This window comes from Streptomyces sp. NPDC029956 (assembly GCF_055574655.1).
The window spans coordinates 23,467-46,640 of sequence record NZ_JBVHZJ010000050.1; the positions used below are offsets into that span (position 1 = coordinate 23,467).

Annotated in this window: 22 protein-coding genes; 13 read left to right on the top strand and 9 right to left on the bottom strand. The window is 72.3% G+C overall.

The window, feature by feature from the left end:
- Window positions 1-266 precede the first annotated feature (266 nt).
- Entirely contained in the window at window positions 267-1,496 is a 1,230-nt protein-coding gene (locus ACZ4XX_RS30655; protein WP_468511121.1) for a hypothetical protein, read from the top strand.
- A 41-nt stretch (window positions 1,497-1,537) separates the two neighbouring features.
- On the opposite strand, the gene ACZ4XX_RS30660 is transcribed toward ACZ4XX_RS30655, so the two are convergent.
- Window positions 1,538-2,083: a PadR family transcriptional regulator gene (locus ACZ4XX_RS30660; RefSeq protein ID WP_468511153.1), complete on the bottom strand. Its 546-nt coding sequence runs from the start codon at window positions 2,081-2,083 to the stop codon at window positions 1,538-1,540.
- Window positions 2,084-2,195: 112 nt separating this feature from the next.
- On the opposite strand from ACZ4XX_RS30660, the gene ACZ4XX_RS30665 reads away from it, so the two are divergent.
- On the top strand, window positions 2,196-3,620 hold the full coding sequence (locus ACZ4XX_RS30665) for an MATE family efflux transporter (protein WP_468511122.1): 1,425 nt from the start codon (window positions 2,196-2,198) through the stop codon (window positions 3,618-3,620).
- A gap of 41 nt (window positions 3,621-3,661) precedes the next feature.
- Here ACZ4XX_RS30665 and ACZ4XX_RS30670 read toward each other — a convergent pair whose 3' ends face one another.
- From ACZ4XX_RS30670 to ACZ4XX_RS30680, 3 genes are all read right to left on the bottom strand, one after another.
- Entirely contained in the window at window positions 3,662-4,045 is a 384-nt protein-coding gene (locus ACZ4XX_RS30670) for a hypothetical protein (protein WP_468511123.1), read from the bottom strand.
- Between the two features lie 376 nt (window positions 4,046-4,421).
- Entirely contained in the window at window positions 4,422-5,888 is a 1,467-nt protein-coding gene (locus tag ACZ4XX_RS30675) for a DUF2079 domain-containing protein (protein WP_468511124.1), read from the bottom strand.
- A 79-nt stretch (window positions 5,889-5,967) separates the two neighbouring features.
- Complete coding sequence (locus ACZ4XX_RS30680) at window positions 5,968-7,233, bottom strand: glycosyltransferase 87 family protein (RefSeq protein WP_468511125.1); 1,266 nt, start codon at window positions 7,231-7,233, stop codon at window positions 5,968-5,970.
- Between the two features lie 90 nt (window positions 7,234-7,323).
- Here ACZ4XX_RS30680 and ACZ4XX_RS30685 point away from each other — a divergent pair, with 90 nt between their 5' ends.
- Window positions 7,324-8,466: a glycosyltransferase family 4 protein gene (locus ACZ4XX_RS30685; protein WP_468511126.1), complete on the top strand. Its 1,143-nt coding sequence runs from the start codon at window positions 7,324-7,326 to the stop codon at window positions 8,464-8,466.
- Between the two features lie 82 nt (window positions 8,467-8,548).
- Here the strand turns inward: ACZ4XX_RS30685 and ACZ4XX_RS30690 are convergent, their stop codons facing one another.
- On the bottom strand, window positions 8,549-10,345 hold the full coding sequence (locus tag ACZ4XX_RS30690) for an AMP-dependent synthetase/ligase (RefSeq protein ID WP_468511127.1): 1,797 nt from the start codon (window positions 10,343-10,345) through the stop codon (window positions 8,549-8,551).
- 255 nt (window positions 10,346-10,600) lie between these two features.
- Here ACZ4XX_RS30690 and ACZ4XX_RS30695 point away from each other — a divergent pair, with 255 nt between their 5' ends.
- The 6 genes from ACZ4XX_RS30695 (at window position 10,601) to ACZ4XX_RS30720 (ending at window position 15,479) form a co-directional block, all read left to right on the top strand.
- Entirely contained in the window at window positions 10,601-11,368 is a 768-nt protein-coding gene (locus ACZ4XX_RS30695) for a metallophosphoesterase family protein (protein WP_468511128.1), read from the top strand.
- Between the two features lie 90 nt (window positions 11,369-11,458).
- Complete coding sequence (locus ACZ4XX_RS30700; protein WP_468511129.1) at window positions 11,459-11,902, top strand: SRPBCC family protein; 444 nt, start codon at window positions 11,459-11,461, stop codon at window positions 11,900-11,902.
- A gap of 66 nt (window positions 11,903-11,968) precedes the next feature.
- On the top strand, window positions 11,969-13,111 hold the full coding sequence (locus ACZ4XX_RS30705; RefSeq protein WP_468511130.1) for an ArsA family ATPase: 1,143 nt from the start codon (window positions 11,969-11,971) through the stop codon (window positions 13,109-13,111).
- Window positions 13,112-13,154: 43 nt separating this feature from the next.
- A complete protein-coding gene (locus ACZ4XX_RS30710) occupies window positions 13,155-13,652 on the top strand; it encodes a DUF5304 domain-containing protein (protein WP_468511131.1) in 498 nt (165 codons plus the stop codon).
- A gap of 66 nt (window positions 13,653-13,718) precedes the next feature.
- Complete coding sequence (locus ACZ4XX_RS30715) at window positions 13,719-14,660, top strand: ROK family glucokinase (protein WP_266890944.1); 942 nt, start codon at window positions 13,719-13,721, stop codon at window positions 14,658-14,660.
- 72 nt (window positions 14,661-14,732) lie between these two features.
- Window positions 14,733-15,479: an endonuclease/exonuclease/phosphatase family protein gene (locus ACZ4XX_RS30720; RefSeq protein ID WP_468511132.1), complete on the top strand. Its 747-nt coding sequence runs from the start codon at window positions 14,733-14,735 to the stop codon at window positions 15,477-15,479.
- Window positions 15,480-15,543: 64 nt separating this feature from the next.
- Here the strand turns inward: ACZ4XX_RS30720 and ACZ4XX_RS30725 are convergent, their stop codons facing one another.
- Both ACZ4XX_RS30725 and ACZ4XX_RS30730 read right to left on the bottom strand, forming a co-directional pair.
- Window positions 15,544-16,221: a hypothetical protein gene (locus ACZ4XX_RS30725; RefSeq protein WP_468511133.1), complete on the bottom strand. Its 678-nt coding sequence runs from the start codon at window positions 16,219-16,221 to the stop codon at window positions 15,544-15,546.
- Window positions 16,214-16,996, bottom strand: a complete 783-nt coding sequence (locus tag ACZ4XX_RS30730) for an alpha/beta hydrolase (protein WP_468511134.1) — start codon at window positions 16,994-16,996, stop codon at window positions 16,214-16,216. The genes ACZ4XX_RS30725 and ACZ4XX_RS30730 overlap by 8 nt, the downstream gene beginning before the upstream one ends.
- Before the next feature lie 200 nt (window positions 16,997-17,196).
- On the opposite strand from ACZ4XX_RS30730, the gene ACZ4XX_RS30735 reads away from it, so the two are divergent.
- The 4 genes from ACZ4XX_RS30735 to ACZ4XX_RS30750 all read left to right on the top strand — a co-directional run bounded on the left by ACZ4XX_RS30735 (window position 17,197) and on the right by ACZ4XX_RS30750 (window position 20,961).
- A complete protein-coding gene (locus tag ACZ4XX_RS30735; protein WP_468511135.1) occupies window positions 17,197-17,928 on the top strand; it encodes a lysophospholipid acyltransferase family protein in 732 nt (243 codons plus the stop codon).
- Between the two features lie 48 nt (window positions 17,929-17,976).
- On the top strand, window positions 17,977-19,191 hold the full coding sequence (macS, locus tag ACZ4XX_RS30740; protein ID WP_468511136.1) for a MacS family sensor histidine kinase: 1,215 nt from the start codon (window positions 17,977-17,979) through the stop codon (window positions 19,189-19,191).
- Window positions 19,188-19,862: a response regulator gene (locus tag ACZ4XX_RS30745; RefSeq protein ID WP_468511137.1), complete on the top strand. Its 675-nt coding sequence runs from the start codon at window positions 19,188-19,190 to the stop codon at window positions 19,860-19,862. The genes macS and ACZ4XX_RS30745 overlap by 4 nt, the downstream gene beginning before the upstream one ends.
- A 91-nt stretch (window positions 19,863-19,953) precedes the next feature.
- Window positions 19,954-20,961 carry a 2-hydroxyacid dehydrogenase gene (locus ACZ4XX_RS30750; protein WP_468511138.1) on the top strand — a complete coding sequence of 336 codons (1,008 nt, stop codon included), beginning with the start codon at window positions 19,954-19,956 and terminating at the stop codon, window positions 20,959-20,961.
- Here ACZ4XX_RS30750 and ACZ4XX_RS30755 read toward each other — a convergent pair.
- Entirely contained in the window at window positions 20,958-22,883 is a 1,926-nt protein-coding gene (locus ACZ4XX_RS30755) for an anthranilate synthase family protein (protein ID WP_468511139.1), read from the bottom strand. The genes ACZ4XX_RS30750 and ACZ4XX_RS30755 overlap by 4 nt on opposite strands.
- 104 nt (window positions 22,884-22,987) lie before the next feature.
- Complete coding sequence (locus tag ACZ4XX_RS30760) at window positions 22,988-23,044, bottom strand: trp operon leader peptide (RefSeq protein ID WP_073917353.1); 57 nt, start codon at window positions 23,042-23,044, stop codon at window positions 22,988-22,990.
- Window positions 23,045-23,174: the final 130 nt, after the last annotated feature.

The following is a 23,174-nucleotide window of genomic DNA, read 5'->3' on the forward strand; positions in this document are numbered from 1 at the left end:
GGCCCAGGCCGGGACCGGCGCGGGTCCGATCCCTGCTTCCGTCCAGCTCCGGCGCGGGCCCGGCGCGGGTCCGGTCCCTGCGCCCGTCCAGGTCCGGCGCGGGTCCGAGCCCCGCTTCCGGCCGGGTCCGGATCGGTCCGAGGCCGCTTCAGGCCGCTTCAGGCTGCTTCCGGCGGGGTCCGGCTCGCCGGTCCCGGACCGCTGCGGACCGGGCTCGGGGCCGTACCGGATCCGGTTCCCGCCGATCCGACCGTACGATCGGAGGCGTGGCAGGTCAGGGGTGTGGAGCGCGGAGGCTGGCGACGGCCTGCCTGACGGCCCTGCTGCTCGTGCTCGTGGGGCTCGTCGGCTGCGGTGCGCGCGCCGACCTCCCGGCCGACACGGCCGCCCGGGAGATACAGGGGCTCCTCGACCGGCACGCCAGGGCGCTCCTCGACCGCGACCAGCCCGGCTACCTCGCCGCCGTCGACCCCTCCTACGCCCCGACCGCCCTCACCGTCTTCCGGCGGCTCGCGACGGTTCCCGTCGACGGCTGGACCTACCGGCTCACCGGGGTCGACCGCACGGCCGCCGACCGCGTCACCGCCCGTGCCGACCTCGGCTACCGGCTCGAAGGCCACGACGAACGGCCCGTCACCGGCGCCCGGATCCTCGACCTGACCGAGCGGGACGGACGCTGGTACGTGACCGGCGACCGCCCCGCGCAGGGGGCGCCCCGGCACCTCTGGGAGCAGGGCGACGTGGCGACCGTCCGGGGCGCCCGCTCCCTCGTCCTCGGCGTCGGCCAGAAGCCCGAGCGGCTCCGGGAGATCGCCGCGGCGGCGGACCGGGCCGTTCCTGTCGTCTCCGCCGCCTGGCCCGTCGACTGGGCCCGTGACGTGGTGGTCCTCGTCCCCGGGTCTCTGGAGGGGATGGGGGAGCTCCTCGGGGCGCCCGGGAACTCCTACCGGGGCATCGCCGCCGTCACCACGGGGGAGACCCGGGGCGGTGCGGACGCCCCCGCGGACCGGGTGATCGTGAACCCGGAGGCGTACGGGGTGCTCGGCGAGTTCGGCCGGCAGCTCGTCCTCACCCACGAGACCGTCCATGTCGCCACCCGCGCCGCCACCACCCCGTCGACCCCGGTCTGGCTCTCCGAGGGCTTCGCCGACTGGGTCGCCTACCGTGACACCGACCGCACCGCCGCCCAGGCCGCCCCCGAACTGCGCCGCGCGGTCCGCGCGGGTGAGCTGCCCGCCCGGCTCCCGGAGGACCCCGACTTCGGCTTCGGCGGGGACGCGGAGGCCCTGGCCATGGCGTACGAGGGCGGCTGGCTGGCCTGCGCGCTGATCGCGGACCGCTGGGGCGACTCGAAGCTGACCGACTTCTACCGTGCGGTGGGCGCGCACCCGGGCCGGGAAGGTGCCGTGGAGAAGGCCCTCCAGGAGGTGCTCGACACCACGCCGGAGGAGTTCACCGCCGACTGGCGGGAGTACCTGGGGAAGCGACTGGGGTAGGGGCTGCCCGCCGGACCGCCGGATCGCCGGATCCGGCGGATTCAGGGGCGGGCGGGTGACTCCCGGTCCTCGAGTTCGGCCAGCGCCTCCGTCAGCCAGGCCTTCTCGGCCGTACCCGTCGCGCGGGCGATCCGCAGCATGCCCCGGCGGAAGAGGTCGGGCTCCCGCTCGACGACCACCGGCGTCCCGCCCTCGTAGAAGAAGCTGGCCGGGGTGTTCAGGAACTCCTGGCGGCGGCGCAGCACGGCCGCCTGGTCCGCCGGGTCGGGCAGGTGGCCGAGGAACGAGAGCAGGGTGAAGAACCGCTGGCCGTCGGTGATCTCGGCGTCCTTGGGGGAGCGCAGCCGGGCCAGCAGCTCCCGGCGTCCGTCGGCGGTGAGCGAGAGCGTCCGGCGCGGGGCCGCGCTCGCGCCCGGTTCCGTACGACTGTCCACCAGGCCGTTCTTCACCAGGCGGGTGATCGCCGGGTAGAGGGCGCCGTCGCTGACGGGGCGCACATGGCCGCTCAGGCCGTGGATGCGCTCCTTCAGCTCGTAGCCGTGCAGGGGCTTCTCGTACAGGAAGCCCAGGATCGACAGCTCCAGCACCGGGCGGCCTCCTTCGTGCGCGTCGTTCGTGCTTGTCGTCGGACCGGTCGTCATGCTACCTCTTTTCGATGTGCCTCTAATCGAGGTACATCGAAAAGAGGGGGCACCGTCCATGTCCGCGCACCGCCGCACGCTCGTCCGGATCGCCCGCCCGGTCTATCTGGAACTCCTCGCCGGCGTCGCCGCCGGCGTCATCAACGTCGTCTGGGTCGCCCGGCTCGGCGGGGACGCCGTCGCCGCCGTCGCGATCGCCACCAACGTCGAGAACCTGCTCCTCGGCGTCGTCCTCGTGGCGGGCTCCGGCACCACGGTGCTCGTCGCCCGCGCCCGGGGCGCCGACGACCCGGCCGCCGTCCGCGCCGCGGTCCGCGGCGGGGCCGCCCTCGGCGCCCTGCTCGTGCCACCCGTGGCCGTCGGCGGATACCTGCTGCGCGAACCGCTCGCCGGCCTGCTGCTCGGCGGCGAGGACCACCCCGCCCACGCCCTGGCCACCGCCTACTTCGCCATCTCGCTCCCCGGCACCGCCGTCTTCTTCGCCGTCAACGTCCTCGACGGGATCCTCAAGGGCGCGGGCGACACCCGCACCCCCATGCGGCTCGCCTTCCTCGCCAACGGGCTGATCCTGGTCCTCGACCCGCTGCTCATCCAGGCCTACGGGGTGCGGGGCGCCGCCCTCGCCACCGTCACCGGCCGGGCCGTCGCGCTCGCCGCCGGGCTGTTCGTGCTCCGCCGCGACCCGCTGGTCAGGGCCGCCCGCGCGGTGCGCCCGGTCGAGCGGACCGCCGCCGCCCTGCGCCGTACCGCCGGAACCGGTCTCCCCATGGGCGTCGACTTCGCGGTCCGGATGGCGGGTGCGCTCGCGCTCGTCTCCGTCGTGGCCCGGCTCGGCGTCACCGAGATCGCCGCCTACGGCATCGCCACCAAGGCCATGTACGTGGCGACCATGGCGTTCTACGCCGTCCGGCAGGCCGCCGCCATCCACAGCGCGCATCTGCTCGGGAGCGCGCAGCGGGCGGGACGGGGCCCCGTCCGGGAGTTCGGGAACGCGCGAGACCCCGACGCCGGCCTCGACGAACGCCGCGCCGTCGGACGCCAGGCCCTGCTGCTCGGGGGCGTCCTGGGCGCGGGGGCCGCCGTGCTGCTCTTCCTCGGCGCGGGACCCGTCATGCGGATCTTCGGCGCCGAACCCGACGTGGTGGAGGCGGGCGCTCTCCTCCTGCGCTGCCTCGGGCCCCATCTGCTGCTCACGGGCGGGTTCATCGCGCTCGCGGGGGTCTTCGAGGGCACCGGCGGGAGCCCGTACCTCGCCCGGATCACGATCGCGGGCGTCCTCGTCCAGCTGCCGCTCGCCCACGGTCTCTCGGGGCTCGGGCTGCCCGGTGTCTGCCTGGCCATGGCCCTCGCGACAGCGGCCCAGTGCGCGGCCCTCGGCCTGCTGTACCGCCGCACCCTCGGTGCCGCTCGGAAGCGGCCCGGCCGCGCGGACTCCGTCGACGCGCATCGGCCGCCGGCAGAAGCCGACGGCCGATGCGGGTGATCCGGGGCCGGTTCCGCGGGAACGGAACGGGCCCGCCGCGACTAGCGGGAGAGCTTGGGCGTGGCCTTGATCAGGGCGCCGTTGTTCCCGTTCAGCAGCTTGCCGTAGCAGCGGCCCTGGCTGCCGACGGAGAAGACGTACGACCTGGTCTGGCCCGAGGCGATGACGAACGCGCTCTCGTCGCCGAACCACCGGCCGTTGTCGCAGTACAGGTTGAAGTCGACCTTCGCCGGGTTGCCGGACTTCTTGTAGTACTGGATGCGGTAGCCCTTCGGGTCCACGTTCAGACAGACGCTGCCGCCGTCGGGAGTCGTGGAGCACACCGTGGTCGGGGCGGCCTGGGCCGTGGGGCCGAAGGCCGCCATGGCGCCGACCATGGCCGCGGTGGAAAGTCCGACGCTCACCGCGTGACGAATGAAAGACATGATTTCTCCCCTGTGTGTCGTCGCCCCTCGGGGGCGACAGCACAGGATCGTATGTCCGTTTTCAGAACACGCGGTCGCTCCATGCGGACGGTCGGCTGATTCGCGCCATTCCTGCGCCGCTGTCCGTGTGGTATGGGGTGGCGAAAGGGGCGTGATCCCGACGTCTCCCGTGGGGTCGGATGCGTGTTCGAGGTCGTCGACTTGACGCATCATGTCGCCGGGGCGGGTGCGGAGCTGTCGATGATCTTGAATCCGGTGGCCTCGGAGGGTGTGATTTCGTGCCCCGGTTGGCTGAAAATGCACTCTCTGGTCGGCGTCACGACACCCTGGCCGGCCGAGGGTGCGGCGGCGTCCGCGGTGCACCCTCGGCGGCGGACTACCCGGACGCCTTCTCGTCCTCGACCACCCTGAGCAGCGTTATCCCGTTCCGCGCCTCGACGACCCGGTAGCCGGGGACGTCCGGGTCGCCGGTCTCCAGGGCCTCGCCGGTCGGGCACTCCGGGTCGGAGGTGTCGGCGGCGTCGTATATCAGCCACTCGGGTCGTTCCTTCGGGGGGAAGGAGCGGGGGAACAGGCACACCTCGCTGACGGCGGCCCGGTCGGCGAGCTGGGCGGCCAGGCGGTTCGACGCGGCCACGGTCGCCCCGTCGGGGATCCTCCCGAGCAGCTCGTCCGACGTCCTCGTGTAGGCGGAGTCGGTCCATGTGCGCGGCAGGACCACCTCGTGCAGGGGGTGGGTGAAGAGGGTGACGCTCGTGGCCACCGCGCCGATGACGCACGCGGGCGCCACCCTCCGCGCGGTCACCCCGTTCGCGACCGCGTGAACGGCGGCGGCGAAGGCGATGGGCATGAGGACCGCGCTGTAGTGGAACTCCATTCCCCAGTAGAAGGGGTTCGATCCCGTGAAGCGCCAGGCCAGCGTCGGCAGCGCGATCAGGAGGATCGGCGACCGGAGGGCCAGGAAGCCGGTCGGGGCGACGATCATGAAGAGGGTCAGCCACTTGAGCGGAGGCCAGAGGGCGTCGGCGGCCTGCGCCAGCATGCCGACCTCTTCGGCGGTCTCGGGCGGCAGATAGGCGAACTGCCCGAGGGGATTGAAGTACGGAAGGATCACCAGCATCTCCAGCGCCGTCGCGCCGGCCCCGAAGGCGGCGACGGCGAGCCCCGTCACCCTCGGCCCCTTCCACGCCACATAGGCGCCGATCGCGGCGACCGTGAGCCCCAGATCCTCCTTGACCAGCACCAGCGGCAGGGACCACAGGGCGGCCGCGCGCCAGTTCTTCTGCCCGGCGGCACAGAGCGAGAGGGACAGGAGCGGCACCGCGAAGGAGACTTCGTGGAAGTCGAAATAGATGAGTGCGGCAATTCCCCAGGAAGCGCCGTACGAGGCGCCGACCCAATAGGCGAATCTCCGTCCCCTGGCTTTGTGCGCCCACTTCATCAGGGGAACTATGGAGAATGCCACGAGTGCCGCCTGGCAGACAAGCAGCGTATAGCTCGAAGGAAATACCTTGTAAAGGGGTGCGAGGAGCGCGAGGATCGGATGGAAATGATCCCCGAGTGTGTTGTACGCGGGCCCCTTGAGATCGGAGTAAGGGGCGGAGAACTCGGAGTAGGACCGCACGATCTGGGTGAAGATGCCCAGGTCGTACCCCGTCGTGAGGTTCGCCGCATGACGCCGGGTCGACAGGAGGAGATACAGCAGGAAGAAAGTGCCGGAAACCAGGAGAAGAGATTTACCCGATATGCCGGCCGAGGCTTTCGGCGCCTCCTCCGCGACGTTTCCCTCGCCGCCCTTCCCGTGCCGCTGAAGCGTGTCGACCGAGAGAATCGAGTTGTTCATGTCAGCAGAAGAACCTCACAGGAAGGCAAAGGTGCCCCAGGGTAGCACCAGTGCGTATCGGTGTTCGGGCCGCTACCGCTCACGCCGAACCGGCCAGGACCTTTTCCCGCTCGGGCACGCGCGTCTGCCCCGGGATGCGTACGACGCCGGCCTCGGTCACCGTGTGCCGCCACAGGGCGCGGCAGGCGGAGAAGACGGCGACCACCAGGAGACCGTTGCGCAGGAACAGCACGGCGATGCCCAGCGGATCGCTCTGCGTCACATGGGAGAACCAGACGGGGTACTCGAACTGCGTCACGGCCGTCGCCCACAGCACCAGATGGGCCGGGCGCCGCATGCAGGTCGAGCGGTAGGCGAGACAGACCGCGGCGAGGCCGAACAGCCAGATCATGTACTGCGGTGATATCACCCGGCTCGTCACGGTGAAGAGCAGTACGGCGACGAGGGCCGCGTCCGCCGTCGTCGACGAGGAGAACCGGCGAGCCTTGAACCGCCACAGCGCCAGCCAGCCGAACGCGGCGACCGTCAGCGCCATCGCAGCGGACGACACCCACGAGACGTAGGGACCGAGGAACTCCATCGAGCCGTAGTTCATCCGGGCCTCGCCCTCCCAGCCGAAGTGCCGGGCCACGTGGAACACCATCGCCCCCAGCGACTCGACCTCCGTACCCCGCTCGCTCTGGTACGAGAGGAAGGCCAGCGACCCCGGCATCCAGGCCGCGCACAGCAGCAGCACCGCGCAGGCCGCGCCGGCCGCCACCGGCCAGGAACGCCACGTCGCCCCGCCCTTCCGGGTGCCCACGAGCAGCAGCGCCGGCCACACCTTGAGGACGGCGCCGAAACCGGCGAGAACACCGAGGACGCGCGGGTCGCGTCCGACCGTCAGCAGGGCGGCCACGGCGACGGCGGTCACCATCACGTCGTAGCGCGCGTACGCGGTCGGGCCGAGCAGGGGCACCGCCGCCAGCCAGAGCCACGCGCCCCGCATCGACCGGCCGGCGCGGCGACCCGTGTGCAGGAGGAGGGCCATGACGAAGGCGTCACAGAGGAGCGCCAGGACGAAGAAGGCCGCCGCGTAGCCGAGGAACGGCAGCAGCGCGGGAGAGAGGACCGCGAGGGCGGCGGCCGGCGGGTACTGCCACGTCACGTCGGACCGGGGATACTCACCGGTCCGCAGGACGTCGAACCAGCCCTGGTAGATCTGCTCGACCTCGAGCGTCGCGTCCGGGCCGGGGACCACCACGACCTTGAACACACACAGCAGCAGGATGATCCGGGTCAGGCCCCAGAGGCCGAGCGGGAGGCGCAGACGCGTGCGTGATCCGGTGCCCACTGCCCCCGTCATACCTGTCCCGTTCCTTGTCCTGTCGGCCCGCTGCCGCGGGGGGGATGGTGGTGCTGGGCGGTGGGTGCGCTCGCGGTACTGTCGGCCACGATGTACAAGACCCTGATCGTAACCAACGACTTCCCGCCGCGTCCGGGCGGAATCCAGGCCTTCCTGCACAACATGGCCCTCCGCCTGGATCCCGAACAGATCGTGGTGTACGCCTCCACCTGGAAGCGCAGCCGCGAAGGGATCGAGGCGACGGCCGCGTTCGACGCCGAACAGCCTTTCACGGTCGTCCGGGATCGCACCACCATGCTGTTGCCCACACCTCGGGTCACGGCCCGGGCCACCGCGCTGCTGCGCGAGCACGGCTGCGAGTCCGTGTGGTTCGGCGCGGCCGCGCCCCTCGGCCTGATGGCCCCGGCGCTGCGCAGGGCCGGGGCACGGCGACTCGTCGCCACCACGCACGGGCACGAGGCCGGCTGGGCCCAGCTGCCCGCCTCCCGGCAGCTGCTCCGCAGGATCGGCGAGGGCACGGACACGATCACCTACCTCGGCGAGTACACCCGCTCCCGGATCGCGGCCGCCCTCACACCCGCCGCCGCGGGCCGCATGAGGCAGCTGCCGCCGGGCGTCGACGAGAAGACCTTCCACCCCGACTCGGGCGGCGCCGAGGTCCGTGCCCGCCTCGGGCTCAGCGACCGCCCCGTGGTCGTCTGCGTCTCCCGGCTCGTTCCGCGCAAGGGCCAGGACACCCTGATCAGGGCCATGCCGCAGATCCTGCGCCGGGTGCCGGACGCCGTCCTCCTGATCGTCGGCGGCGGCCCGTACGAGAAGGATCTGCACCGCCTCGCCGCCGAGACCGGGGTGGCCGGCTCCGTACGCTTCACCGGCGCCGTCCCCTGGTCGGAGCTGCCCGCCCACTACGGCGCCGGCGACGTCTTCGCGATGCCCTGCCGCACCCGTCGCGGCGGCCTCGACGTCGAAGGCCTCGGCATCGTCTACCTGGAGGCCTCCGCGACCGGCCTTCCCGTCGTCGCGGGCGACTCGGGCGGCGCCCCCGACGCGGTCCTCGACGGCGAGACCGGCTGGGTCGTCCGCGGCGAGTCCGCCGAGGACACCGCCGACCGCGTCAGCACCCTTCTCCTGGACCCCGAGCTCCGCGCCCGCATGGGCGAGCGGGGCCGCGCCTGGGTCGAGGAGAGATGGCGCTGGGACCTCCTCGCGGAGCGTCTCCAGGAGCTGCTGTAGCGGGCGCCGTGCGGAACGGGAACGGCCGGAGGCCCGGGGCGGTGTCGCCCCGGGCCTCCGGCCGTACGTACGCCGGACCGGATCAGGCCCGGTAGATCGCCTCGATCTCGTCCGCGAAGTCCTTCGCCACCACGTTCCGCTTCAGCTTCAGGGACGGGGTGATGTGGCCCGCCTCCTCCGTGAACTGCGCCGGGAGGATGCGGAACTTGCGGACCGACTCCGCCTTGGAGACCGCCGCGTTGCCGTCGTCGATCGCGCGCTGGACCTCCGCCACCAGGTCCGTGTCGTCGCGGAGGGTGGCCGCCGTCGCGCCCGCCGGCTTGCCGTGCTCCGAGGCCCAGCGGCCCAGGAACTCCTCGTCGATCGTGACCAGCGCGCCCACGAACGGGCGGCCGTCGCCGACCACCATGCACTCCGCGACCAGCGCGTGCGCCCGGATCCGGTCCTCGATGACCGCAGGGGCGACGTTCTTGCCGCCCGCCGTCACCAGGATCTCCTTCTTCCGGCCGGTGATCGCGAGGTAGCCGTCCTCGTCGAGGGTGCCGATGTCGCCCGTGTGGAACCAGCCGTCCGCCAGCGCCTCGGCCGTCGCCGCCTCGTTGTTCCAGTACCGCGAGAAGATGTGCTCGCCGTGCAGCAGCACCTCGCCGTCGTCGGCGATCCGCACCACCGAACCCGGCAGCGGCTGACCGACCGTGCCGATCTTCTGCCGGTCCCAGGGGTTGAACGCCGTCGCCGCGCACGACTCCGTCAGGCCGTAGCCCTCCAGGACCGTGAAGCCGATGCCCCGGAAGAAGTGACCCAGCCGCTCGCCCAGCGGCGCGCCGCCCGAGATCGCGTACTCGCCGCGGCCGCCGAGCACCGCGCGCAGCTTGCTGAAGACCAGCTTGTCGAAGATCTTGTGCTTCAGCCTGAGGCCGAAGGACGGGCCCTGCGGGGTGCTCAGCGCCCTGCTGTACGCGATGGCCGTGTGCGCGGCCTTGTCGAAGATCTTGCCCTTGCCGTCGGCCTGCGCCTTGGCCCGGGCCGAGTTGTAGACCTTCTCGAAGACCCGGGGCACGCCCAGGATCAGGGTCGGCCGGAACGAGGCCAGCTCGTCCGTGAGGTTCTTGATGTCGGGGACGCAGCCGAGGCGGATCGGCGCCATCACGGACGCGATCTCGACGAGCCGCCCGAAGACGTGCGCGGCCGGAAGGAACAGCAGCACCGAACACTCGCCGGTACGGAAGAGCGGCTTCAGCCGCTCCACCACGTTGCCGCACTCGGCGAAGAAGGCCCGGTGCGTCAGGACGCAGCCCTTGGGGCGGCCCGTCGTGCCCGAGGTGTAGACGATCGTCGCCGGGTCGTCCGCGTTCGCCGCCGACATGCGCTCGTCGAGCAGCTCGTCGGAGACGCCCGCGCCGGAGGCGGTGAGCCGCGCGACCGCGTCGTCCTCGATCTGCCAGATGCCCTTCAGCCCCGGCAGGTCGGCCCGTACGGACTCCACCGACTCCTGGTGCGCGCCGCTCTCGACGAGCACCAGCGTCGCGCCCGAGTCGCCGAGGATCCACTGGATCTGCTCCGGCGAGCTGGTCTCGTACACGGGCACGGTCACGCCGCCCGCGCTCCAGATCGCGAAGTCGAGGAGCACCCACTCGTACCGCGTACGGGAGAGCAGTGCGACCCGGTCGCCCGGCTCGACACCGGCCGCGATCAGGCCCTTCGCAGCCCCGCGCACCTCCGCGAGGAACTGCGTCGCGGTCACGTCCGTCCACACGCCGTCGACCTTGCGGCCCATGACGGCGACGTCTGGGTGCTGGGAGGCGTTGCGGCGGATGAGATCCGTCAGATTGCCGTCCGCGGGGACCTCGTACAGGGCCGGAAGGCTGAACTCGCGCAAGACTGCTGCTCCTCATCGGGCGCCGGCGCCACGGCTCTGTGTGATGCACCGGTGAAGTCCAAGAACTGGCGGGTGCTCCGTGGGGAAGAGCACGACTGGACTGCCCGGACGTTACCCATCAGTACATGGTTCCGGATAGGGGGTTCCGGCCAGATGTTCCGTGCGTCACACATCTGTGGCGGTGCTCTCCGCACAGTAATCCACAGGTTTCCAGACTCGGAAGTAACCGCAGGTGACACCCCCTAAGGTGGGCCCATGCGAGTCCATGTGGTCAGTGACGTGCACGGCAACGCCGGAGACCTCGCCAGGGCGGGGGACGGGGCCGACGCCCTGATATGCCTGGGGGACCTGGTCCTCTTCCTCGACTACGCCGACCACAGCCGCGGGATCTTCCCCGAGCTCTTCGGCGTCGAGAACGCCGACCGGCTGGTCGAGCTGCGCACCGCCCGCCGCTTCGACGAGGCCCGTGACCTGGGGCGTCGCCTCTGGGCCGAGCTCGACGTCGACCGGGAGACCGCGATCGAGGGCGCGGTCCGCCGCCAGTACGCCGAACTCTTCGCGGCCTTCCCCACCCCCACGTACGCCACCTACGGCAACGTCGACATCCCCCGCTTCTGGCCCGAGTTCGCCCGGCCCGGGACGACCGTCCTCGACGGCGAGCGGGCCGAGATCGGCGGCCTGGTCTTCGGATTCGTCGGCGGCGGTCTGCGCACCCCGATGCGCACGCCGTACGAGATCTCCGACGAGGAGTACGCGGCGAAGGTCGAGGCGCTCGGCGACGTCGACGTCCTCTGCTCCCACATCCCGCCCGACGTGCCGGACCTGACGTACGACACCGTCGCCCGCCGCTTCGAGCGCGGCAGCCGGGCCCTGCTCGACGCGATCCGGCGCACCCGGCCCCGCTACGCACTTTTCGGCCATGTCCACCAGCCGCTGGCCCGGCGGATGCGGATCGCGTCGACCGAGTGCGTGAACGTCGGCCACTTCGCCTCGACGGGCAGGCCCTTCGCCCTGGAGTGGTGACGGGCCCCGCGTCGCAGCGCGATAGCCTTCCGTCGGCACGTCTGTGCCCCTTTGACTTCCGCCGGACCGCACAGTGGAGGAGCCACCACGATGGCCGAACACACCAGCTCGAGCATCACCATCGAGGCGGCACCGGCCGACGTCATGGGCGTGATCGCCGACTTCGCCCGCTACCCCGAGTGGACGGGCGAGGTGAAGGAGGCCGAGGTCCTGGAGACCGACGAGGCCGGCCGCGCCGAGAAGGTGCGGCTGCTGCTCGACGCCGGCGCGATCAAGGACGACCACACCCTCGCGTACACCTGGACCGGGGGCAACGAGGTCAGCTGGACGCTCGTCAAGTCCCAGATGCTCCGGTCGCTCGACGGGTCGTACCGGCTGGCGTCGGTCGGCGCGGGCGACCGCACCGAGGTCACGTACCAGCTGACGGTCGACGTGAAGATCCCGATGCTCGGAATGATCAAGCGCAAGGCGGAGAAGGTCATCATCGACCGCGCGCTCGCGGGCCTGAAGAAGCGCGTCGAATCCGGCGCCTGAGCCCCGCGGCGGGCCGGTCACGTCCTCCCGTACGAGCGCCGGGAGGGCGCGGGTAACGTCCTCCGCATGCGGATCATCCTTGTCACCGGGTCCGGCGGCGCCGGTCGCACCACCGTCGCCGCCGCGACCGCCCTCGCCGAGGCGCGGGCGGGCCGCCGGGTCCTGCTCGTCTCCGAGGACGTCGAGCCGCTTCCGGCGCAGGACGGCCTCCGCCTCCTGCGCCCCCGGCCGGCCGGTGACTTCCGCCGCGAGTTCCTCGCCCTCCAGGCCCGCTCCTCCACCGCCCTCGACCTGCTGGGCGCCACGCCCTTCGAGGACGCCGAGCTCACCGAACTCCCCGGCAGCCGCCAGTTCGCCCTGCTGCGCGCCCTGCGCGACGCCGCCGAAGGCGATCACGAGCTCGCCGTCGTCGATCTGCCGCCGCTCGCCGAGGCCCTCGCCCTCCTCGCCCTGCCCGAGCAGCTCCGCCGCTATCTGCGCCGCCTCCTCCCGCAGGAACGGCAGGCCGCCCGCGCCCTGCGCCCGATGCTCGCCCAGCTCGCCGGCGTCCCGATGCCCGCGCAGTGGCTGTACGAGACCACCGGACGCTGGGAGACCGAGCTCGCCGCCGTCCAGACCGTCGTCGACGCTCCCACCACCAGCGTCCGGCTGGTCCTCGAACCCGGCCCCGCCGCCGTCCGCGCCCTGCGCACCGCCCGGCTCGGCCTCGCCCTGCAGCGCCTCGCCCTCGACTCCGTCGTCGCCAACCGGCTGCTGCCCGCCGACTCCGAGGACCCCTGGCTCGCCGGACTCACGACCCAGCAGCACCGGCACCTCGCGGAGCTCCGTACCGCCGTCGGCGTCGCGGACGTCGTCGACGAGCTGCCGCACCTCGGCCGGGACCCCCGCGGACCCGAGGACCTCGTGCTGCTCGCACCCGCCCGGCGCCCGGCCGCCGTCCCCGACCCCGTACCGGCGTGGTCCGTCGAGGACCGCCGGGAGGAGGACGGCGTCCTGGTGTGGCACATCGGCCTCCCCGGGGCCGTCAAGGAGGATCTGTCCCTCGTCCGCAGGGGTGACGAACTGCTTCTGACCGTCGGTGCCTTCCGCCGCAGCATTCCCCTGCCGGCCGCCCTGCGCCGCTGCGCCGTCACCGGCGCGGGACTCGTCGAGGGGGACCTCCGGGTGCGCTTCACCCCCGACCCCGGACTCTGGCCCCGTACCCCCTGAGAGGGCGTGTACCGTCGAAGTACCAGCCAGTGAGGAGTACGCCATGAGCGATTCGGACGCCTGGGCCAAGGCGTGCGCCGAGGACCTGGAGGCGGAGAAGGCCCGTCGTCGGGCACAGCGCGGGGCGGACACCGGCTCCGCCGCCGACGAGTTCCGCAAGCTCTTCGAGGCCGTCGCCGACAAGGTCTCCGGGGGCCTGGGGAACCCGCTGCTCGCCGGCCAGGCCGCACAGACCGTGCAGCAGCTCGTCAGCCAGGCGAAGGCGGTCGTCGAGCCCGTCATCGAGCGCAACCCGCAGGTCTTCGACCACCTCGCCGCTGCCGGGAACGAACTGCTCGCCGCCTACCGCTCCGCCGTCGAGTCCCACGAGACCCGGTGGACGCGTGGCGAGAAGGTGACCCCCGACGACCCGCGCGACCCGCGCAGGGACGCCGACGGGCGGGGCGACAAGGCGGACGAGAGCACCGACGGGGACGCCGGCGCGGAGGACCGCAAGGACGACGAGGGGCCCGGAACCGGCCAGCACATCGACCTCGACTGATCGGGACGCCCGTCCCCCTCGGGTACGGTGGGCCCTAGCGGGGCTCGACCGAAAACTGAGGGACACATGGGACTCACCATCGGCGTCGACATCGGCGGCACGAAGATCGCGGCCGGCGTGGTCGACGAGGAGGGCAACATCCTCGACACGCACAAGGTGCCCACCCCGCCGACCCCCGAGGGCATCGTCGACGCGATCTGCGCGGCCGTGTCCGAGGCCGGCAAGGGCCACACGATCGAGGCCGTCGGCATCGGTGCCGCGGGCTACGTCGACGACAAGCGCGCCACCGTCCTCTTCGCGCCGAACATCGACTGGCGGCACGAGCCGCTCAAGGACAAGGTCGAGCAGCGGGTCGGCCTGCCCGTCGTCGTCGAGAACGACGCCAACGCGGCAGCCTGGGGCGAGTACAGGTTCGGCGCCGGCCAGGGCCACGAGGACGTCATCTGCATCACCCTCGGCACCGGCCTCGGCGGCGGCATCATCATCGGCAACAAGCTGCGCCGCGGACGCTTCGGCGTGGCCGCCGAGTTCGGCCACATCCGGGTCGTCCCGGACGGTCTGCTGTGCGGCTGCGGCAGCCAGGGCTGCTGGGAGCAGTACGCCTCCGGGCGGGCGCTCGTCCGCTACGCCAAGCAGCGCGCCAACGCCACCCCCGAGCGGGCCGAGGTCCTCCTCGGGCTCGGCGACGGCACCCCCGAGGGCATCGAGGGCCGGCACGTCAGCCAGGCCGCCCGCGCCGGCGACCCGGTCGCCGTCGACTCCTTCCGCGAACTGGCCCGCTGGGCCGGTGCCGGCCTCGCGGACCTGGCCTCGCTGTTCGACCCCTCGGCGTTCATCGTCGGCGGCGGCGTCTCGGACGAGGGCGACCTCGTCCTCGACCCGATCCGGAAGTCCTTCCGGCGCTGGCTGATCGGCGGCCAGTGGCGTCCGCACGCGCAGGTCCTCGCGGCCCAGCTCGGCAACAAGGCCGGTCTGGTCGGCGCGGCGGACCTCGCCCGCCAGGGCTGAGCGGCCCCTCGTACGACGACCGCCCGTCGCGTCCCCGTGGACGCGGCGGGCGGTTGTCGTACGTTACGTCTCATGGCGATCAGTGACCTGCCCAACTCCCGCACCGAGGAGGACGGTTCGGCCGTCCTCCGGGTCCTCAGCTACAACGTCCGCTCGATGCGCGACGACGAGGACGCCCTCGCCCGGGTCATCCGGGCCTGCGACCCGGACCTCGTCTTCGTCCAGGAGGCCCCGCGCTTCTTCCGCTGGCGCAGACACGCCGCCCGGCTCGCCGCCAAGAGCGAGCTCGTCATGCTGAGCGGCGGCGCCACCGCGGCCGGACCGATGCTGCTCTGCTCCCTGCGGGCCACCGTGGAACGCACCGAGGACGTCCTGCTGCCGCTCACCCCGGGCCTGCACCGGCGCGGCCTCGCGACCGCCGTCGTCCGCTTCGCCGGGGCCAGGGTCGGCCTCATCAGCTGCCATCTGAGCCTGCGGAAGGACGAGCGGTACGCCCAGGCCGGCATGGTCCTCGACCGGGTCGCCGCCCTGGGTACCCCGTACACCCTGGTCGCCGGGGACCTCAACGAGCGGCCCGACGGGCCCGCCTTCCGGCGGCTGGCGAAGGAACTCCGGGACGGCTGGGAGGTCAGCCCCCGGGGAGGCGCGTACACCTCGACCCCCGCCGATCCGCACCAGCGGATCGACGCGATCCTCGCCACCCCGGGGGTCGAGTTCCTCGGCTGCGGCGTGCCGACGGACCTCGACCCGGCGGACCTGCGGGCCGCCACCGATCACCTTCCGGTGCTGGCCGCGGTGCGGGTGCCCGCGGCGCCCTGAGGTCCGCACCGCCGTCGGCCGGGGAGAAGGGCCACCGGCCGACGGACGGAGTGCGGCAGGACGGTCAGACGACCGCGCCGCGGCCCGGGTCGTCGAAGCCGTCGTCATCGTCGTCGTGCTTCATGCGGCCCACCAGGGTCGCGAAGCCGCCGAGGAAGCCGCCGATGCACAGCGTGGTCAGCCACCAGGTCATGTCCCAGCTGAGCAGCACGGCGACCAGCATCAGCACCGGACCGCCGACCACGGCCAGCCAGGCGAACCTGGTCGTCACGTCCGCCTCCGGCAGCGGGGGCGGCTCCGGCGGCACGAAGTGGCCCTCGTCGGAACCGTCCGGCGCGTCCTCCGGTTCGGCGGGGGAGTAGTCCCGGGGGCCGGCCGGGCGGACGCCGGGCGCGAAGACGACGGAGCTGCCGAGTGCGGGCCGCTCGGGACCCGCCTCGGGCTCCTCCTCCGCCTCGGGCTTCTCGTCGGCCTCCGGCGATGTCTCACCGGTCGTCGGCCTCGGCTTCCAGGGCGTGCCCTTCCCGGCCGCCGGCGCCGGCTTCACCGGCCTGACCTCCCCGGCGTCCTCGTCGCCGTCGGCCTCCGGCTCCGGGAGCGACAGGTTCTCGACGGTCCGGTACGGCTTCGCACCCGGCGGGTCCGCCGGCTCGTCGCCGTATCCCGCGACGATCGCGGCCCAGGCCGCCTCCTCGTCGATGGGCTGCGGCTCCCGCCCGCCGCCGTCCTGCTCCTCAGCCACCGCTCCTGCTCCCCTGTTCGTCGACCAGACCCGGCGCGAGACGCTCGACGAAGGCCAGGCTCTCGTCGAAGATCCGCTCCGCGTCATGGTCCAACGTCGCCACGTGGTAGCTCTGTTCCAGCAGGATCTCCCGGACGTCCGTCGAGGAGATCCGGGAGAGGATCCGGGCCGAGTCGACGGGCGGTACGACATGGTCCTGGGGGCTGTGGAGCAGTACCACCGGCTGCGTGACCTGCGGAAGCTCCGCGTCCACGGTCTGGAAGAACCGGCGCAGGGAGTGCGCCGCGTGCAGCGGCACCCGGTCGTAGCCGACCTCGGTGACACCCTCCTTGGCGATGTCGCTGGCGATGCCCTTGGTCGAGGGGACCAGATGACGGGCGACCGGGAGCGCGTACGCCGCCAGGCCGTGCACCCTGTTGCCCGGGTTGACCAGCACGATGCCCTTCACGGCGTCCCCGTGCCGAGCGGCGAGCCGCAGGGTCAGCGCCCCGCCCATGGACAGACCGAAGACGAAGACGGTCGCGCACCGCTCCAGGAGCTCGCCCAGCGCCCGGTCGACCTCGGCGTACCAGTCGTGCCAGGTGGTGAGCTGCATGTCCTGCCAGCGGGTGCCGTGGCCGGGCAGCAGCGGCAGTGACACCGTCAGTCCGCGCGCGGCCAGATACTCGGCCCACGGGCGCAGCGACTGCGGGGAACCGGTGAATCCGTGACAGAGAAGGACGCCGACCTCTCCGCCTTCATGGCGGTACGGCTCGGCTCCGGGAAGGACCGGCACCGGGGTCTCCTGTTCGCTCGACTTCGCGTTCGCCTTCGGGTGCGCCTGGGGTGCGCCGAAGCGACGGAAAATAGGGAAGGACCTTCACGGTACGCGACCGGACCGACACCGACCAGGGCCGTAGCGGGGGCCGTACGTCGGTACGGGATAAAGTCGTCGCGACGGCACACGGAAGGCATGGCGAGTTGATCTACGGCGCAATGAAGTTCTCCCTCGGAGGCTCCCTCAAGATTGCCTTCCGGCCCTGGGTGGAGGGTCTGGAGAACATTCCCGCCGACGGGCCCGCGATCCTGGCGAGCAACCACCTGTCGTTCTCCGACTCCTTCTTCCTGCCCGCCGTGCTCGACCGCAAGGTCACCTTCATCGCCAAGGCGGAGTACTTCACCTCGCCGGGTGTGAAGGGCAAGCTCACGGCCGCCTTCTTCAAGGGTGTCGGCCAGCTTCCGGTGGACCGTTCGGGTGCCCGCGGCGCGGGCGAGGCGGCGATCAAGGCCGGCATCGAGGTCATCGAGAGCGGCGGCCTCTTCGGGATCTACCCCGAGGGCACCCGCTCGCCCGACGGCCGCCTCTACCGCGGCAAGCCCGGCGGCCTCGCGCGCGTGGCCCTGGCCACCGGCGCGCCGGTGATCCCGGTCGCCATGATCGACACCGAGAAGATCCAGCCGCCCGGCAAGGTCGTCCCCAAGCTGATGCGCCCGGGGATCCGGATCGGCAAGCCGCTGGACTTCACCCGCTACCAGGGCATGGAGGGGGACCGCTTCATCCTCCGCTCGGTGACCGACGAGGTCATGTACGAGATCATGAAGCTGTCCGGCCAGGAGTACGTCGACATCTACGCGACCGCCGCCAAGCGGCAGATCGCGGACGCGGAGAAGGCGGCCAAGGAGGCCGTGAAGGCCGAGATCGCGGCTCGGGAAGAGTCCGGCGCGTAGGCGTCCGGCGTACAGACGTCCCGTCCGGGACGTCCGGGGGTGGGGGAGATGGCCAAGCGCGAGCGTGTCGTGCGCATGTCGGTCGAGCAGCCGTTGTGGCGGGCGCTGACCGGCTACCGCGTCCTGACCATGGTCTACGCGGTCCTGTTGTTCGCCTTCGGCCGTGACCGGTACGAACGGCCCTGGATCGCCGTCGCCTTCCTGGCGGTGATGTGCGTCTGGACCCTCGCGACCCTCCCCAAGGTGGCGAACGCGGCCAGCTGCACCAAGCGCTTCCTCGGCGCCGACCTCACCGTCGCGCTCGTCGGCATCCTCCTCACCCCGCTCGCCGACGCCCACGCCCAGAGCATCGAGGGCCCCACCCTGCCGTCCATATGGACCGCCGGATCCGTCCTCGCGTACGCGATCAAGGGCGGCTGGCGCTGGGCCGGCGTCGCCTCCTCCCTCGTCGCCGTCGCCAACATCATCGAACGCGGACACCCCAGCCGGGACACCTTCCACAACGTCCTGCTCGTCTGGGTCGCCTCCATCGCCATCGGATACGTCGTCGAGGTCGCCCGAGCCTCCGAGCGCACCCTCGCCCGCGCCCTGGAGATCGAGGCCGCGACCCGCGAGCGGGAGCGGCTCGCCCGCGACATCCACGACAGCGTCCTCCAGGTCCTCGCGATGGTGCAGCGGCGCGGTACGGCGATGGGCGGCGAGGCCGCCGAGATCGCCAGGATGGCGGGGGAGCAGGAGGTGGCGCTCCGTACGCTCGTCGCGGGCGGACTCGCCCGGCCCAGCCTGGTGTCGGAAGACGAGTCCGAAGGGGCCGTGGTCCGGGTCGTCGACGTGGACGACGAGCCGGCCGACGACACCCCGGTCGACCTGCGCCTCCTGCTCGCCCCGCGCGCCGGGGCGAAGGTCACCCTCTCCGAACCCGGCGCGCCCGTGCTCCTCGCACCGCCCGCCGCCCGCGAGCTGACCGCCGCCGTCGGCGCCGCCCTGGACAATGTGCGGGTGCACGCCGGGGAGGACGCGAACGCGTGGATCCTGATCGAGGACTGGCCGGACGAGGTGATCGTCACCGTCCGGGACGACGGCCCCGGCATTCCGGAGGGCCGCCTCGCGGAGGCGTGGGGCGAGGGCCGGATGGGGGTCGCCCTCTCCATCCGGGGGAGACTGCGGGACCTGGGCGGCTCGGCCGAGCTGATCTCGGTCCCCGGGCAGGGCACGGAAGTCGAGTTGAAGGTTCCACGGGGGAAGGCAGGACGAGGAAGATGAGCGAGCAGCAGCAGATCAGAGTGATGGTCGTCGACGACCACCCGATGTGGCGGGACGCGGTCGCCCGCGACCTGGCGGAGGCCGGCCTGGACGTGGTCGCCACGGCGGGCGACGGCGAGCAGGCGGTGCGCCGCGCCCTCGCCGTCCAGCCCGACGTCCTCGTCCTCGACCTGAACCTGCCGGTGAAGCCGGGCGTCCAGGTGTGCAAGGAGCTCGTCGGCGGCCGGCCGGAGCTGCGGGTCCTGGTCCTCTCGGCGAGCGGCGAGCACGCGGACGTCCTGGAGGCGGTCAAGTCCGGCGCCACCGGATACCTCCTCAAGTCGGCGAGCACCGAGGAGCTGATCGACGCCGTGCGGCGGACGGCGGTCGGCGATCCCGTCTTCACCCCCGGCCTCGCCGGACTGGTCCTCGGCGAGTACCGCAGGCTCGCGACCGAGCCCGCCCCGGCGGCCGGAGCCGGCGAGCCGAAGGCCCCGCAGCTGACCGAGCGCGAGACGGAGGTCCTGCGGCTCGTCGCCAAGGGCCTCAGCTACAAGCAGATCGCCGAGCGCCTGGTGATCTCGCACCGCACGGTGCAGAACCACGTCCAGAACACCCTCGGCAAGCTCCAGCTGCACAACCGTGTGGAGCTCGTCCGGTACGCCATCGAGCGCGGCCTCGACGACGCGTAGGGCCCGGCGGTACCGGGCGCGGTGACGTGTGGGGCCGTATATTCGCGAGGACCGCGCATATACGGCCCTTCACCGCTTCTGGGGGAGACCCATGGAAATCCTGGCATTCGGCGTGCAGGCGGACGAGAAGCCCCTGATGGAGAAGGCTTTCGAGGGGCACCACGACGTCCGCTGCCTGGGTGTCTTCCTGACCGAGGACACCGCGCCGATCGCGGCGGGCTACGAGGTCATCTCCACCAGCGTCAACGCGGACCTCGGCCACAGGGTCCTGCAGACCCTCGCGGCCGGCGGCACCCAGATGATCGCCCAGCGCTCCACGGGCTTCAACAACATCGACCTGGAGGTCGCCGAGCGGCTCGGCCTCACCGTCGCCCGGGTCTCGTACTACTCCCCTTACTCCGTCGCCGAGTTCGCCTGGACGCTCGCGATGACCGTCAACCGCAGGATCGTCCGCGCCTCCAACCGGACCCGCGACTTCGACTTCCGCCTCGACGGGCTGATGGGCCGCGACCTCAGGGGCCGCACCGTCGGCGTCCTCGGCACCGGCAAGATCGGCGAGGCCTTCACCCGGATCGCCCACGGCTTCGGCATGAACCTGCTCGGCTGGGACATCGCCGAGAACCCCGCGTGCCTCGAGCTCGGCATGAAGTACGTCGAGAAGGAGCGCCTCTTCGCCGAGGCCGACCTCATCAGCCTCCACGTGCCGCTGCTGCCTGCCACCCGGCACATCGTGGACGCCGCCGCCCTCCGGGCCATGAAGGACGACGCGATCCTGGTGAACTCCAGCCGAGGCGGCCTGGTCGACACCGAGGCCTTGGTCGGCGAGCTCAGGAAAGGCCGCTTCACCGGGGTGGGGCTCGACGTGTACGAGGCGGAGGCCGGGCTGTTCTTCCTCGACAAGTCCCTGGAGGCGGTCGAGGACGACACCCTGGCCCGCCTGGTCACCTTCCCGAACGTGGTGGTCACCTCCCACCAGGCGTACTACACGATCGACGCCGTCGGCCAGATCATCGACACCACGGTCCAGAACGTCCTCCACCACCTCGCGGGGCGACGCGACGAGAACGTCCTGGTCCCGAGGGCCGGACGGACGTCCTAGACCAGCACCCCCGCGAGGAGCGAGGCCGTCAGGGCCGCGCCGTCCGTCGTCAGCACCGACTCGGGGTGGAACTGCACCCCGGCGAAGCCCGGCCCGCGCAGCGCGTGCACCTCACCGGTCTCCGCGTCCCGGCTCACCTCGATCCGGTGCAGGGCCAGCTCCGTCGCCGTCCGGTCGTCGCAGCGGGCGGTGAAGCTGTTGTAGAAGCCCACCCGCCGCTGCTGTCCGAAGAGGTCGATCAGCATCTGGGCCCCCTGGAACGGGGTCCGCTTGCGGACGATCTCCAGGCCCAGCTCGGCGGCGATCAGCTCGTGCCCGAGGCAGACGCCGAGGAGGCAGGGGCGGCCCGCAGGGCCTCGATGAGGGGTGGTGGTCGGGCGACGGGTGGGCCCGTGCCGGTGCTCCCGGACCAGCTCGGCCGTCAGCCCGCGCAGGAAGCGCATCTTCGGATCGGCGGTGTCGGAGGGGTTCCCGGGGCCGGGGCCGAGGACCACCGGACCCTCGTGGGCGAGCGCGAGCTCGCGCAGCCCCGGCTCGTCGTAGCGGAGCACCGACACGTCGAGGCCCGAGGAGCGCAGGACGTGCGCGAGCATCGCGGTGAAGGTGTCCTCGGCGTCGATCACCAGGGCGTGGCCGGACAGTTCGGCCGAGCGGACCTGCATCCTCAGCCAGAACGGCGCGAGATCGGCCCGGCGCGCGTCCAGGGCGGCCCGTACCCGGGGGTCGTCGGCGAGCGGCGCGGCGGCCGGTGCCGAACCGCCGGCCGGCCTGCCCGCCCGCACCCCGAGCGCGGTGAGCACCCCGGCCGCCTTCGCGTGGGTCTCGGCGACCTCGCCCGCCGGGTCCGAGTGCCGTACGAGCGTGGCGCCGACCGGCACCCGGAGGTGCCCGTCGGCCGCGATGTCGGCCGTACGGATCAGGATGGGGGAGTCCAGGGTCTGGGCGCCGCTCTCGTCCGTACCGAGAAGGGCGAGGGCACCCGCGTAGTAGCCGCGGCCGCCGACTTCGTGACGCTCGATCACCCGGCAGGCGTTCTGCACGGGGGAGCCGGTCACGGTCGCCGCGAACATGGTCTCCCGCAGCACCTCCCGCACGTCCAGGCTGGAACGGCCCCGCAACTCGTACTCGGTGTGCGCGAGATGGGCCATCTCCTTCAGCCGCGGACCGATCACCACCCCGCCCATGTCGCCGACCGTGCACATCATCTTGAGCTCCTCGTCGACCACCATCGACAGCTCCTCGGTCTCCTTGCGGTCGGCGAGGAAGGCGAGCAGGCCCTCGGTGGTCGGGGCGGCCCCGGCCGGGTAGCGGTACGTGCCGCTGATCGGGTTCATCACGACCGTGCCTCCCGACATCCGCACGTGCACCTCGGGGCTCGCCCCGACCAGGGTCCGGTCGCCGGTGTGCACGACGAAGGTCCAGTACGCGCCCCGCTCGCCGGCGAGCAGCCGCCGGAACAGGGCGAGCGCGTCGGCCCGCCCGAACCCCGGGATCTCCCCGGTGTACGTCCGCCGGATGACGAAGTTCGCACCCTCGCCTGCGCCGATCTCCTCGTCGATGACCCGCCGCACGATCTCGGCGTACTCGTCGTCGGAGACGTCGAAGCCCCCGTTCTCGACACGTACGTCGTGCGCCGGGAGCTGCTGGAGGACCTCGGCGAGCGGCAGCTCGTGGGCCTCCTCGGCGACGAGGACGGAGAGCGGGGTGCCGTCGTCGCGGACGTCGAAGCCGCGCTCCCGGATCTGGCGGAAGGGCACCAGGGCGAGGGTCGGATGCGGGCCGACGGGCAGCTCCGCGAGTCGCTCGGCCTCGTGGACCCTGCCGATCAGGACCTCGACGGTGTCGTGGTCACGGCCGGGCGTTCGGCGGCGCACCAGGGCGAAGGGCGGGCAGGTGGGGTCGAGGAGACGGGAGAGGTCCATGAGGTGTGTCGTTCCTTCCGAGTGGAGTACGGAGAGGAACGGCCCCGGGTACGAGAAAGGCCGCCCCTCGGGCGGCCTTCGCGTGTCAGTCGGTGTACGCGCGATCAGTGGGCCGCCGGATGAGCGGTCCACCACCAGTTCTGGATCTGCGAGGCGTACACGCGAGCACTGTAACCCAGCCGGACACGGGAACGGGGCCCGGGGGGGGGGGGGGGGGGGGGGGGGGGGGGGGGGGGGGGGGGGGGGGGGGGGGGGGGGGGGGGGGGGGGGGGGGGGGGGGGGGGGTTTTTG